Source organism: Nocardia sp. NPDC059177, from assembly GCF_042755165.1.
Classification (GTDB): Bacteria; Actinomycetota; Actinomycetes; order Mycobacteriales; family Mycobacteriaceae; genus Nocardia.
Genome location: NZ_JBHZBX010000009.1, coordinates 19,764 through 32,934 on the forward strand (window position 1 = coordinate 19,764; position 13,171 = coordinate 32,934).

A 13,171-nucleotide genomic window follows, 5' to 3' on the forward strand; every position below is an offset into this window, starting at 1 on the left:
ATTCGAGCAAAAGTTCACTAGTTGTCGATCGCGGGGCGCGGGGCGGCCGTTCGCTGGAACGGCCGCACCGCGCGTACCACCTAGTTCGCCAAATCGTCGACGGTGGCCGCTTCGTTCCTGGACAGGTTGATGCCCAGGTTCGCCGCGGCGCGCTCCAGATCCTCGTCGTCGCCGTCACGCATCTCGATCGCGGCGCCGTCCGAAGACAGCACTTCCACGTTGAGGCACAGCGACTGGAGTTCCTTGAGGAGCACCTTGAACGACTCCGGAATGCCCGGCTCCGGAATGTTCTCGCCCTTGACGATCGCCTCGTAGACCTTCACCCGGCCCACCACGTCGTCGGACTTGATGGTCAGGAGTTCCTGCAGCGTGTACGCCGCGCCGTAGGCCTGCATGGCCCAGCACTCCATCTCACCGAAACGCTGACCACCGAACTGCGCCTTACCACCGAGCGGCTGCTGGGTGATCATCGAGTACGGGCCGGTCGAACGGGCGTGGATCTTGTCGTCGACCAGGTGGTGCAGCTTCAGGATGTACATGTAACCGACCGCGACCGGGTACGGGAACGGCTCGCCGGAACGACCGTCGAACAGGGTCGCCTTGCCGTTCTCGTCGACCATGCGCTCACCGTCACGGTTGGGCAGGGTCGAGCCGAGCAGACCGGTCAGCTCGTCGTCCTTGGCACCGTCGAACACCGGCGTCGCGATGTTCGAGTCGGCCGGGGCGCCGAGCATTTCCTCGGGCAGCGAGGCCGCCCAGTCCGGCCGGGTGCCGTCGGTGGCGACGTCGACATTCCAGCCGGCCTTACCGATCCAGCCCAGATGGGTCTCCAGGATCTGGCCGATGTTCATACGACGCGGCACACCGTGGGTGTTCAGGATGATGTCGACCGGGGTGCCGTCGGGCATGAACGGCATGTCCTCGATGGGGAGGATCTTGCCGATGACGCCCTTGTTGCCGTGGCGACCGGCGAGCTTGTCGCCGTCCTGGATCTTGCGCTTCTGGGCCACGTAGACGCGGACCAGCTCGTTGACACCCGGAGGCAGATCGTCGTCGTCCTCGCGCGAGAACACGCGGATGCCGATGACCTTGCCGGACTCACCGTGGGGCACCTTCAGCGAGGTGTCGCGCACCTCGCGCGCCTTCTCACCGAAGATCGCGCGCAGCAGGCGCTCCTCGGGGGTCAGCTCGGTCTCGCCCTTCGGGGTGACCTTGCCGACCAGGATGTCGCCGTCGCGAACCTCGGCGCCGATGCGGATGATGCCGCGCTCGTCCAGGTCGGCCAGCACCTCGTCGGAGACGTTCGGGATGTCCCGGGTGATCTCCTCGGCGCCCAGCTTGGTGTCGCGGGCGTCGATCTCGTGCTCTTCGATGTGGATCGAGGTGAGAACGTCCTCTTCCACGAGGCGCTGCGACAGGATGATCGCGTCCTCGTAGTTGTGGCCTTCCCACGGCATGACGGCGACAAGAAGGTTCTTGCCGAGCGCCATCTCACCGTTCTCGGTGCAGGGGCCGTCCGCGAGGACCTGCCCCTTCTCCACCCGCTGACCCTCGTCCACGATCGGACGCTGGTTGGAGCAGGTGCCCTGGTTGGAGCGGTTGAACTTGCGCATCCGGTAGGACTTGCGGCTGCCGTCGTCGGCCATCACGGTGACGTAGTCGGCCGAGACCTCCTCGACCACACCCGGCTTCTCGTTCACCACGACATCGCCGGCGTCGACCGCGGCGCGCAGCTCCATGCCGGTGCCCACGATCGGGGACTCGGAACGGATCAGCGGCACGGCCTGACGCTGCATGTTCGCGCCCATGAGGGCACGGTTGGCGTCGTCGTGCTCGAGGAACGGGATCATGGCCGTCGCGACCGACACCATCTGGCGCGGCGAGATGTCCATGTAGTCGACCTGCGCCGGGGTCACGAACTCGACCTCTTCGCCGGCGCGACGGACGAGGACCTTCTCCTCGATGAAGCGACCCTGCGCGTCGACCGGGGAGTTGGCCTGGGCGCGGACGTAGCGGTCTTCCTCGTCGGCGGTGAGGTACTTGACCTCATCGGTGACGGCCCCGTCGACGACCTTGCGGTACGGGGTCTCGATGAAGCCGAACGGGTTGACCCGCGCGTACACCGACAGCGAACCGATCAGGCCGATGTTCGGGCCTTCCGGGGTCTCGATCGGGCACATACGGCCGTAGTGCGACGGGTGGACGTCACGGACTTCCAGGCCGGCGCGCTCACGGGACAGACCACCCGGGCCCAGCGCCGACAGGCGGCGCTTGTGGGTCAGACCCGAGAGCGGGTTGTTCTGGTCCATGAACTGCGACAGCTGGGAGGTTCCGAAGAACTCCTTGATCGCGGCCACGACGGGACGGATGTTGATCAGGGTCTGCGGCGTGATCGCCTCGACGTCCTGAGTCGTCATCCGCTCGCGGACCACGCGCTCCATGCGGGACAGGCCGACGCGGATCTGGTTCTGGATCAGCTCGCCGACGGTGCGCAGGCGACGGTTGCCGAAGTGGTCGATGTCGTCGACCTCGACGGGCACCTCTTCGCCGCCGGGGGCGGTCATCATCTTGTCACCGGCGTGCAGGCGCACCAGGTACTCGATGGTGTCGACGATGTCTTCCTTGGTCAGCACCGAGGAGGTCACCGGCTCGTGCACGTGGATGCCGAGCTTCTTGTTGATCTTGTAGCGGCCGACGCGCGCCAGGTCGTAACGCTTCTCCTTGAAGAACAGGTTCTCCAGCAGAGTCTGCGCGGACTCCTTGGTCGGCGGCTCGCCCGGACGCAGCTTGCGGTAGATGTCGAGCAGCGCCTCGTCCTGGCCGGGGGTGCTGTCCTTCTCCAGGGTCGACATCATGATCTCGGAGAAGCCGAAACGCTCGACGATCTCCTCGGTAGTCATCCCCAGGGCCTTGAGCAGCACGGTGACCGGCTGACGGCGCTTGCGGTCGATACGCACACCGACGGTGTCGCGCTTGTCGACGTCGAACTCCAGCCACGCGCCGCGCGAGGGGATCACGCGGACGCTGTGCAGGTCCTTCTCGGTGGTCTTGTCGATGCTGTGATCGAAGTAGACGCCCGGGGAGCGGACCAGCTGCGAGACGACGACACGCTCGGTGCCGTTGATGATGAAGGTGCCCTTGTCGGTCATCATGGGGAAATCGCCCATGAACACCGTCTGGCTCTTGATCTCGCCGGTGTTGTTGTTGATGAACTCCGCGGTGACGAACAACGGCGCCGCGTAGGTCATGTCCTTCTCTTTGCACTCTTCGATGGAGGCCTTGACCTCTTCGAAGCGCGGGTCGGAGAACGACAGGGACATGGAGCCGGAGAAGTCCTCGATCGGCGAGAGCTCCTCGAGCACCTCCTCGAGTCCGCCTGCGAGACCGACGTCGCCGCGTGCGGCCGCCTTCTCACGCCAGTCGGGAGTACCGACCAACCAGGCGAACGAGTCCGTTTGTAGGTCGAGAAGTCCGGGCACCTCCAAGGGCTCTCGGATCTTCGCGAACGAAACCCTCGAGGGGGCTCCGGGGATTCCAGCCTTGGTCTGGGTGGAGACTGCCAAGATGCGTCCTTCCAGCACCTCACGCGCGTCGCGTGGTGGTCCGCGACCGTCGCTTGCCTGCTACGTTGTGATTCTCGCTGGTGACAGCCCGAACGAAACCAGAACAAGCAGCAGCGGAAGTAACACCGGAAGGGTGGAACTCACGTGTGCGAATCAAGGTGTGGACAGGAGGCAGCCAGCGCAACGTCCAAACTTACACCCCTACACAAGGGGGTGTCAACATACCATCCGAGTGACCACTCGCACGGCAAACGCGCCGATGTCCGTCAACGCTGGCCGCGTTGGACATTCCGGGCGCTGGGGCCCCACAACAGCTGACGCCGTTGTGAATAGGGTGACGGTTCGCGCTCGCCTCGTCAAGTGCCGCGACACGGTCTGTCCGGGAAGTGAGATCGCCTGGCGCGCTGCGCATCCCCCGGCCACAGCGGCGGTCATTTTACCCGCGACACGCCGAGTGCGGCAACTCGCAGATCCGCCGCTCAGCGCCGCGTTTCCGGCCCGGGAACGCAGCGAGCCCCGGCCAGGGCGGCCGGGGCTCGGTACAGCGTCGAACAGGGCTCAGACGTTGTCGTGGCCCTGCGGAATCGCCTTGCCGAAGACCTCGGTGGGCTGATCGCTGCCGCCGTAGGCCGCCATCACCTGGGTGTCCTCGGACTGGTCGAGCGACTCGCGGATCGCCACCTGGGCCGCGTGCGGCAGGGTGTGCATGATCTCGCGCACGCGGGCCTGGCGACGGAAGACCGCCTGGCGCACCGGCATGCCCGGCTCGGCCTTCATCTGCGGGATGATGCCCTCGATCTCCTCGGCGCCACCGTGGTGGTGACCGGCGTCGGCGAGCGCCTGCTCGCGCGCCATCTGCGCCTCGTCCTTCTCCTCGGACATACCGATCGGCCCGACCATGCGACCGTTGAGGAACTGCTTGACCACCGGCTCATCGCTGGTGAGCAGCACCTCACGGGGGCCGAACATGACCAGCTGGCGACGGAACATCATGCCGATGTTGTCGGGCACGGTACGGGCAAGGTTGATGTTGTGCGTCACGATCAGAATCGTGGCGTCGATCTGCGCATTAATGTTCAACAGAAGCTGCGCGATGTACGAGGTACGCACCGGATCCAGACCGGAGTCGGGCTCGTCGACGAGGATGATCTGCGGGTCGAGCACCAGCGCGCGGGCCAGGCCGGCACGCTTGCGCATACCGCCGGAGATCTCGCCGGGGAGCTTGTTCTCGGCACCGAGCAGACCCGTCAGCTCGAGCTTCTCCATGACGATGTGCCGGATCTCGGTCTCCGACTTCTTCGTGTGCTCACGAAGCGGGAAAGCCGTGTTGTCGTAGATGTTCATCGAGCCGAACAGCGCACCGTCCTGGAAGAGCACGCCGAACAGCTTGCGGATCTCATAGAGCTCCTTGTTGGAGCAGGTGGTGATATCGGTGCCATCGATGAAGATGGACCCGCGCTCGGGCCGCAGCAGACCGATGAGCGACTTCAGGAACACCGACTTACCCGTACCCGAGGGGCCGAGCAGCGCGCTCACCTCACCCGAAGGGAGCGTGATCGACACGTCCTGCCAAATTCGCTGTGAACCGAAGGATTTGGTAACACCCTCGGTCCTGACCTCGACGCCCACGCCAACCTCCATTGTTCCCTGCGAGCACCCCACCCCGCTGACCGCGCGCTCACATCACGGCGGTGCGTCACGACACTGTGGGTCCGGTCACTGTAACCCATCAGTGAGACGGGGCACACCCCTACATGACTGAAGAGTAACCCCAACCGGTTTGTCCGGTACGTATCACTTTCGCATGTCCGGAGAAAAAGCGAACGGGCGGCCCGTTTCCGGACCGCCCGCTCACGCAGCACTGATGCCGGAATTACTTGACGGCAACCTTGGCGCCGGCCTCTTCCAGCTTCGCCTTGGCGGCCTCGGCGGCATCCTTGGCGACCTTCTCCAGGATCGGCTTCGGGGCGCCCTCGACCAGGTCCTTGGCTTCCTTCAGGCCCAGGCCCGAGACGATCTCACGGACCACCTTGATGACCTGGATCTTCTTGTCGCCGGCGCTCTCGAGAACGACGTCGAACTCGTCCTGCTCCTCGGCGGCGTCAGCGGCGGCACCCGGGGCGGCAGCGGCGGCAACGGCGACCGGCGCGGCAGCGGTGACCTCGAACTTCTCCTCGAACGCCTTCACGAAGGAGGACAGCTCCAGGAGGGTCATCTCCGAGAAGATGTCGAGCAGCTCTTCGGTGGACAGCTTGGCCATGATGTTTCCTTTCGATGGTGAATGTCTTGGTGCGCGGGCGGTAACACCCACACGGGGGTATTACTCGGCAGCGCCTTCGGCCTGCTTCTTGTCCGCCAGCGCGGCGGCCAGACGGGCCACCTGACCGGCCGGAGCCGAGAACAGCCCGGCAGCCTTGGACATGTTGCCCTTCATCGCACCGGCCAGCTTGGCCAGCAGGACCTCGCGGGTCTCGAGATCGGCGATCTTCTCGACCTCGGACACGGACAGCGCAGCGCCGTCCATGTAGCCGCCCTTGATGACGAGCGCCTTGTTCTCCTTGGCGAAGGTCTTGAGCGCCTTCGCGGCATTGACCGGCTCACCCTGGATGAAGGTGATGGCGGTCGGTCCGACGAACAAGTCGTCCAGGCCCTCGACGCCCGCTTCCGCGGCCGCGAGCTTGACCAGGGTGTTCTTGGCGACGGAGTACGTGGCCTCGGCGCCGAGCGCGCGACGCAGCTCGGTGAGCTTGCCGACCGAAAGACCACGGTATTCCGTGACAACAGTGGCCGTGGAGTTCTTGAACTGCTCCGCGATCTCCGCGACAGCGGTGACCTTTTCAGGCTTCGCCATACTTCGCCTCCTCTCTGATGTCGGTTCGTGAACGCGCACTACCGAATCAGGGGCCGGCGACAAAACGAACGCCCCGGACGCAAGGCGTACCGGGGCGCGAAAGAAGATCGGCCTCAGCTCTCCCTGCGTGGGCCGCCGGCAATGTCGCCGGACCTTCGATCGACACCGCGCGAGCGACATCGACGACCAACGGTCTTCGGTAGAACGAATGGGTAGTCATCGAACAGGTCGACGACCGGAGTCCACTGTACCGGCACCCACCCCCCTCTGCCAAAACGGGTCCCTCACGCCTCGAGTCGGGCGGCGAGATGGTCGCTCAGCGCCGCGAGCACCGCGCTCGCTCGCGCCCGGAACTCCGGATCGCCCACCAGACCGTCGGCGTCCACCTCGGCACCGAGCACCGGCAATCGCGCACACGCCCGTTCGACCACCTCGGCGCCGACATAGCCGAGCACCGTCGACAGGGTGGCCACCGCGCCCTCGCCACGACCGGGTACCGCCACGGTCAGCCAGGCGATGGGCTTGCCGTAGAGATCCCCCGTCCCGACAGTCCAGTCCAGCAGGTTCTTCATGCTGCCCGGCAGGGTGCCCGCGTATTCGGGCGTGCAGAACAGGACCGCGTCGGCGGCCGCCAGCTCGGCGCGCAACGCGGCCACCGCGGGATAGTCGTCGGGGTCCTCGCCGGGAACGAACGCGGGGAGCTCACGCAGGCCGTCGTAGAGGTCCGCGCGGACGTCGGCGGGCGCGAACGCGGCCACGGTGCGTAGCGCCGCGGTGTTGGTCGATCCGTCCCTGGTGCTTCCGGAGATCAGCAGAATCCTGTTCACACCCGTCCACAACCGGCGGGGCCGGGCGAAAAATCCCCCGGAAACCGCGAAGGGTGGGAACGCAGTGCGTTCCCACCCTCGTGGTCGATCAGGTGCTACCTGTCAGGAGAAGCTCACGCATCCTCTTCGAGGAGGTTGCGGGTGCGGTTCGGGTCCACCGGGATGCCCGGTCCGGTGTTGGTCGAAACCGTGATCTTCTTGACGTAGCGGCCCTTGGCGGTCGACGGCTTCACCCGCAGGATCTCGTCGAGCGCGGCGCCGTAGTTCTCCACCAGCTTGGCGTCGTCGAACGAGGCCTTGCCGATGACGAAGTGCAGGTTGGCCTGCTTGTCGACGCGGAAGTTGATCTTGCCGCCCTTGATGTCGTTGACGGCCTTCGTCACATCGTTGGTGACGGTGCCCGTCTTCGGGTTCGGCATCAGACCACGCGGGCCCAGGACACGCGCGATGCGGCCGACCTTGGCCATCTGGTCCGGGGTGGCGATCGCGGCGTCGAAGTCCAGCCAGCCGCCCTGGATCCGCTCGATCAGGTCCTCGGCGCCCACGGCGTCGGCACCGGCGGCCTCGGCCTCGGCGGCCTTCTCGCCGGCGGCGAACACGATGACGCGGGCGGTCTTACCGGTGCCGTGCGGCAGGTTGACGGTGCCGCGGACCATCTGGTCGGCCTTACGGGGATCGACGCCGAGACGAACGGCGACCTCGACGGTCGCGTCGGTCTTGGTGGTGGCGGTCTCCTTCGCCAGGCGCGCGGCGCTCAGCGGGGAGTACAGCTTGTCGCGATCGACCTTCTCAGCAGCGGCGAGATACGCCTTGCTTCGCTTTGCCATGATTTTCTGTCCTTAATGTTCTGGTGTCAGATGTGGTTTCCGGGCCTGGCCGGCCCTCCCACATGGAGCGAGAGTTCGCTCAGCCCACAGCGCCTGATTCGAAGGCTTCGCTGCGCCTGCGTGGTCACGCTGCGCTACCGCCTCCGGCGCTGACGCTCAGCCTTCGACGGTGATACCCATCGAACGGGCGGTACCGGCGATGATCTTCGCGGCCTGATCGATATCAGTGGCGTTGAGATCCTCGGCCTTGGTCTTGGCGATCTCCCGGACCTGGTCCATGGTGACCTTGGCGACCTTGGTCTTGTGCGGCTCGGCCGAGCCCTTCTGCACACCGGCGGCCTTGAGCAGCAGCTTGGCGGCGGGCGGGGTCTTCAGCTTGAAGTCGAACGTCCGGTCCTCGTACACCGAGATCTCGACCGGGATGACGTTGCCACGCTGCGACTCGGTCGCGGCGTTGTACGCCTTGCAGAACTCCATGATGTTGACGCCGTGCTGACCGAGCGCGGGGCCGACCGGAGGAGCCGGGTTCGCGGCACCGGCCTGGATCTGCAGCTTGATGATCCCGGCGAGCTTCTTCTTCTTGGGGGGCATCTTTCTTCCTTGGGTTTCGGTTCCTTACGGTTGCCGTAAGCCTGTTGCGGGATCGCTCCCACGCCGGGTCCAAGCCCGGCATTCGCGCACGACCGTCACACCGGGCGGAAAACGCCTGGAGCGGGTCTGCACACGAACTGTCACACTCTACCGAACCGCGGCGCGCACGCCGCAGCCGGGAGGGTCGATCAACGACAACGGCACCGCCGAGGCGGTGCCGTTGCGAAGCGGGTTCGAGCTAGATCTTGGAAACCTGGGTGAAGTTCAGCTCGACCGGGGTCTCACGACCGAAGATCGAGACGAGCACCTTGAGCTTCTGCTGCTCGGCGTTGACCTCGCTGATGCTGGCTGGCAGCGTCGCGAACGGGCCGTCCATCACGGTCACCGACTCGCCGACCTCGAAGTCGACCTCGATGATCGGCTTGGCCGACACCTCGCCGGTGGACTCGGCACCGGTCGACGAGGTCGCCGCCGCGGCCGCCTTCTTCTGCTGCGCACCGGCCGGGACCAGGAACTTCACGACCTCGTTGATGGTCAGCGGGGTCGGCTTGGCGCCGGGGCCACCGCCGGTCATGCCGACGAAACCGGTGACACCGGGGGTGTTGCGGACCGCACCCCACGACTCGTTGTTCAGTTCCATCCGGACCAGGATGTAGCCGGGCAGCACCTTGCGGTTGACGTGCTTGCGCTGGCCGTTCTTGATCTCGGTGACCTCTTCGGTCGGGACCTCGACCTGGAAGATGTAGTCCTCGAGGCCGAGGTTCTGCACGCGGGTCTCGAGGTTGGTCTTGACCTTGTTCTCGTAGCCGGCGTAGGAGTGCACGACGTACCAGTCGCCGGGAACGCGGCGCAGCTTGGCCTTCATCGACTCGACCGGGTCGGCTTCGGGGTCTTCCTCGGTGGCGACTTCCTCGACGACGGCCTCCTCGGCCACGTCGGCGACCTCGGTGGCGGCCTCGACGTCGTCGGTGGCGGTCTCCGCCGCGACAGCGTCGTCAACCGGGAACTCGTCGTTGGTTTCGTTCTCCGGGGTGCTCACTGAGGCACTCGCTTCCTGTGTCGTCACGTACATCCTCTGGCCGGGTCGGGGTGCGGAGAACGCACTCCGCCGTTCCACCCGGGATCGGCTACCGGTGTCGGCGATCAGCCGAACAGCCAGTCGATGCCCTTGATGAACGCCGCGTCGATCCCGGCGATGAACGCGACCATGAAGACCACGAACACCAGAACGACGGCCGTATAGGTAGCCATCTGCTTCCGGTTGGGCCAGATCACCTTGCGCAGTTCCGCGATGACCTCTCGCAGGAACTTGATCAGCCGCTTGAACGGATTGCCCGACTTGGCCTTGCCAGCGGACTTGTCTGCCTTGCGCGCGGCCGAGGGCCGATCGAGCGTGGCCACCGAACCGGTGTCTGCCGGAGCATCCGACGTGCGCGCACGGCGAGCTGTCCGCTTGCCGCTCGGCCGAGTGGCAGCGGCGGTGTCGTCGCCGTCTTCGGCGCGAGTATCCCGCTCGTCCGTCACGTCGATCCTTCCTCGTCGCTGGCATTCAGGGCAGGGGCGACAGGACTTGAACCTGCAACCTGCGGTTTTGGAGACCGCTGCTCTGCCAATTGAGCTACGCCCCTTCGGTTGGACCGGCTGTTATTTGTCAAGTACTCAGCCGTGGTGTCCAACCACATGTCGATATTCATTTATCGAGCTCTGGTGTCACACAACATGCGCGCCGCCTTCGAGGGGAGCCAGCTCCCCGGGAAGATCAGCGCGCAGCAGCCGGTGACCCCAGAGCTCCGAGTGTACGTTACCGCTAGCGGTATTCGCCAATCCGGGGCAGTCGTCCAGGTCAGGACAGCTGCACGGTTGCCGTGGCGCGCCCGAAGATCTTCTTGCCCGCCGACTTCGCCGTGATGGCGACGACCGCGGTGCGGGTTTCCGGATCCACCGATTTCACCTTACCGGTGAATTCCACCTCGGCCGGGGAGTCCGCGCCGACGTACACCGGGCTGGTGAAGCGGACGCTGTACTCCTTCACCGCGCCGGGATCGCCCAGCCACGAGGTGAGGAAGCCGCCGCCCAGACCCATCGTGAGCATGCCGTGCGCGACCACGTTGTCCAGGCCGACCAGCTCGACGATCTCGTCGCTCCAGTGGATCGGATTGGCGTCACCGGAGACGCCGGCGTAGTTCACCAGGTCGCCGCGGGTCAGGCGCACGGTCCGGGCGGGCAGCTCGTCACCGGCGGACACGCTCTCGAACGCCGGCGTGTGCGTGCTGACGGTCGGCGCGGGCATCCTGGTCACCGGATCGGGGGCGATCGGGACGTCGGCAGGCGCGTAGTGAGCGGGCTCGTCGTCGCCGAGGCCGTGCATGAGCACGTTGCGGACCGCGTCCGACATCCGCGGATCGATGTCGCCGCCGCTGCGGCCGATCAGGGTGGTGTAGGTGGTGAGCACCAGTTCGTCGTCCTGGGCGGTGACGATGTTCTTGGTGACGATGATGTCGCCGCCGAAAGCCTGCCGGAACGAATGCAGATACACATCACAGGTCAACTGGTCGCCGACCCGGATCGGGCGGTGGAATTCCAGGATCTGGTCGGTCTGCATGATCTGGCTCAGGTCGTAACCGGTGACGATCTGCTCGAACAACTTGCGCTGGGCGAGGATGCCGACCAGGGAGATGAAGGTGAGCGGAGCGAGCAGACCATCGTGGCCGTACTCGCGCGCGACGTCTTCCTCCCAGTGCACCGGGTGGTAGTCCTGCACGGCGCGGGCGTATTCGCGCACCTTCTCGCGGCCGACTTCGTAGAAGTCGTCGACACGGTAGTGGTGGCCGACCATCGACGTCGCGTGCGCGGCGGGATCGAACGGTGCGGCGGCTGCGGCAGCAGCCGCTTCGTCAGTTCCGGTGTGCAGTGTCACAGAATCGACCTTACTCACCCGTAAACATCGCCATTCGACCACGGGGGTGGAACAGAAAAAGCCGAAGGCCGGACTTTCGTCCGGCCTTCGGCTTCAGTGATCTTGGGTGCTGAATCAGCGCGATTCGCGGTGCGCCCGGTGGGTTCCGCAGTTCGGGCAGAACTTCTTCAGCTCGAGACGATCCGGGTCGTTACGCCGGTTCTTCTTGGTGATGTAGTTGCGGTGCTTGCACTCTTCGCAGGCCAAGGTGATCTTTGGCCGGACATCGGTGGACTTCGCGGCCACGATATGCCTTCTTTCCGGTCTGGGCTGAGTCGTTATTGGTAGCGATGGCCGGACTTGAACCGGCGACACAACGATTATGAGTCGTTTGCTCTACCGACTGAGCTACACCGCCACGGCGGACCTTTTACGGTGGGCCGGCGGGAAAGTCGGTCACCACCGGCAATCCGGCGAGCCCCCTAACGGAATCGAACCGTTGACCTTTTCCTTACCATGGAAACGCTCTGCCGACTGAGCTAAGGGGGCATGACTACGTGGCACAGAGTCTTGGTCGGCGAACCGATCAGGCTGACCCCGTGCTCCGGCGTCCTGAAAGAGATTACACACTCTCCCCGTTCACCGCCAAATCGCCAGGTTAGAGCACCTTTTTGCGCCAACCAGACCACCGATTGCGCAAGCACATGGGTAACTCACCGGGTACGGGCCGACTCAGCACCTCGATCAAGCTTGCCGCGTCGAAAACGGGTCACGCACCTGAGTCTGGCCCAAAGTCGCGGGGAGGCGGAACAGCAGAACCCCGCCGATCTCATGGATCGACGGGGTCCGATGTGGCAGATGTAGGATTCGAACCTACGTAGGCTTTCACCGACAGATTTACAGTCTGCTCCCATTGGCCGCTCGGGCAATCTGCCTTGTGCGCCGTTTCCGGTGCGCTGAGCAGCTTACAACGAACCCACCCCAGCAATGCAAACCGCCTGCACAGGACCCCTGCGAGCGCGGGCAGACCACCCGTGCGGGTACAACTGTCTCGGTGGCCGGTAGACCTCCGGCCCCGGAGTTTGCCGGACCTTCAGGGACAGGAGCGCAGTGTGGCTGATTCGTCATTCGACGTGGTGAGCAAGGTCGATCGGCAGGAGGTCGACAATGCGCTGCACCAGGCGGAGAAGGAGCTGAACTCCCGCTACGACTTCAAGGGCACCGACGCGTCGATCGCGTGGTCCGGCGAGGAGGCCATCGTGCTGACCGCCAATGCCGAGGAGCGGGTGAAGGCCGCGCTCGAGGTCTTCAAGGAGAAGCTCATCCGCCGCGACATCTCGCTCAAGGCGTTCGACGCGGGCGAGGCACAGCCCTCGGGCAAGGTGTTCAAGATCACCGGCACGCTGGTGCAGGGCATCGACACCGAGAAGGCCAAGAAGATCAGCAAGAAGATCCGCGACGAGGGCCCCAAGGGCGTGAAGGCGCAGATCCAGGGCGAGGAGCTGCGGGTCAGCAGCAAGAAGCGCGACGACCTGCAGGCGGTCATCTCGCTGCTCAAGGGCGAAGACTTCGGCATCGCCCTACAGTTCGTGAACTACCGGTAGTGACGGTGGGCG

At 65.2% G+C, this 13,171-nt stretch carries 12 protein-coding genes and 4 tRNA genes; 1 reads left to right on the forward strand and 15 read right to left on the reverse strand.

Annotated features, from left to right (window positions below; genetic code table 11):
* Positions 1 to 80: 80 nt before the first annotated feature.
* From ACFXK0_RS13615 to ACFXK0_RS13685, 15 genes are all read right to left on the reverse strand, one after another.
* Entirely contained in the window at positions 81 to 3,581 is a 3,501-nt protein-coding gene (locus tag ACFXK0_RS13615) for a DNA-directed RNA polymerase subunit beta (RefSeq protein WP_379410457.1), read from the reverse strand.
* Positions 3,582 to 4,121: 540 nt separating this feature from the next.
* Positions 4,122 to 5,204: an ABC transporter ATP-binding protein gene (locus ACFXK0_RS13620; RefSeq protein ID WP_379410458.1), complete on the reverse strand. Its 1,083-nt coding sequence runs from the start codon at positions 5,202 to 5,204 to the stop codon at positions 4,122 to 4,124.
* 232 nt (positions 5,205 to 5,436) lie between these two features.
* Positions 5,437 to 5,823 carry a 50S ribosomal protein L7/L12 gene (gene rplL / locus ACFXK0_RS13625; RefSeq protein ID WP_379410459.1) on the reverse strand — a complete coding sequence of 129 codons (387 nt, stop codon included), beginning with the start codon at positions 5,821 to 5,823 and terminating at the stop codon, positions 5,437 to 5,439.
* Positions 5,824 to 5,883: 60 nt separating this feature from the next.
* On the reverse strand, positions 5,884 to 6,414 hold the full coding sequence (gene rplJ, locus ACFXK0_RS13630; protein WP_379410460.1) for a 50S ribosomal protein L10: 531 nt from the start codon (positions 6,412 to 6,414) through the stop codon (positions 5,884 to 5,886).
* A gap of 284 nt (positions 6,415 to 6,698) precedes the next feature.
* Positions 6,699 to 7,241, reverse strand: coding sequence for an NADPH-dependent FMN reductase (locus tag ACFXK0_RS13635; RefSeq protein WP_379410461.1), 543 nt, complete (start codon positions 7,239 to 7,241; stop codon positions 6,699 to 6,701).
* A 113-nt stretch (positions 7,242 to 7,354) separates the two neighbouring features.
* On the reverse strand, positions 7,355 to 8,068 hold the full coding sequence (gene rplA / locus ACFXK0_RS13640) for a 50S ribosomal protein L1 (RefSeq protein WP_379410462.1): 714 nt from the start codon (positions 8,066 to 8,068) through the stop codon (positions 7,355 to 7,357).
* Between the two features lie 156 nt (positions 8,069 to 8,224).
* The gene (rplK, locus tag ACFXK0_RS13645) at positions 8,225 to 8,659 is read right to left on the reverse strand and encodes a 50S ribosomal protein L11 (protein ID WP_071930521.1); all 435 of its coding nucleotides are present in this window, start codon (positions 8,657 to 8,659) and stop codon (positions 8,225 to 8,227) included.
* Positions 8,660 to 8,897: 238 nt separating this feature from the next.
* Positions 8,898 to 9,698: a transcription termination/antitermination protein NusG gene (gene nusG, locus ACFXK0_RS13650; RefSeq protein WP_379410685.1), complete on the reverse strand. Its 801-nt coding sequence runs from the start codon at positions 9,696 to 9,698 to the stop codon at positions 8,898 to 8,900.
* Positions 9,699 to 9,802: 104 nt separating this feature from the next.
* Positions 9,803 to 10,183, reverse strand: a complete 381-nt coding sequence (gene secE / locus ACFXK0_RS13655; RefSeq protein ID WP_379410463.1) for a preprotein translocase subunit SecE — start codon at positions 10,181 to 10,183, stop codon at positions 9,803 to 9,805.
* 31 nt (positions 10,184 to 10,214) lie between these two features.
* Positions 10,215 to 10,287: transfer RNA gene (locus ACFXK0_RS13660), tRNA-Trp, on the reverse strand.
* A 215-nt stretch (positions 10,288 to 10,502) separates the two neighbouring features.
* Positions 10,503 to 11,570 (reverse strand): fused (3R)-hydroxyacyl-ACP dehydratase subunits HadA/HadB, encoded by a 1,068-nt coding sequence (locus tag ACFXK0_RS13665; protein ID WP_379410687.1) that lies wholly within the window; start codon positions 11,568 to 11,570, stop codon positions 10,503 to 10,505.
* A 120-nt stretch (positions 11,571 to 11,690) separates the two neighbouring features.
* Positions 11,691 to 11,861: a 50S ribosomal protein L33 gene (rpmG, locus tag ACFXK0_RS13670; RefSeq protein ID WP_019049401.1), complete on the reverse strand. Its 171-nt coding sequence runs from the start codon at positions 11,859 to 11,861 to the stop codon at positions 11,691 to 11,693.
* Positions 11,862 to 11,897: 36 nt separating this feature from the next.
* Positions 11,898 to 11,973: transfer RNA gene (locus tag ACFXK0_RS13675), tRNA-Met, on the reverse strand.
* Between the two features lie 58 nt (positions 11,974 to 12,031).
* Positions 12,032 to 12,104: transfer RNA gene (locus tag ACFXK0_RS13680), tRNA-Thr, on the reverse strand.
* Between the two features lie 303 nt (positions 12,105 to 12,407).
* Positions 12,408 to 12,490: transfer RNA gene (locus ACFXK0_RS13685), tRNA-Tyr, on the reverse strand.
* A gap of 177 nt (positions 12,491 to 12,667) precedes the next feature.
* On the opposite strand from ACFXK0_RS13685, the gene ACFXK0_RS13690 reads away from it, so the two are divergent.
* The gene (locus tag ACFXK0_RS13690; protein WP_071930525.1) at positions 12,668 to 13,159 is read left to right on the forward strand and encodes a YajQ family cyclic di-GMP-binding protein; all 492 of its coding nucleotides are present in this window, start codon (positions 12,668 to 12,670) and stop codon (positions 13,157 to 13,159) included.
* The last annotated feature ends 12 nt before the right edge of the window (positions 13,160 to 13,171 follow it).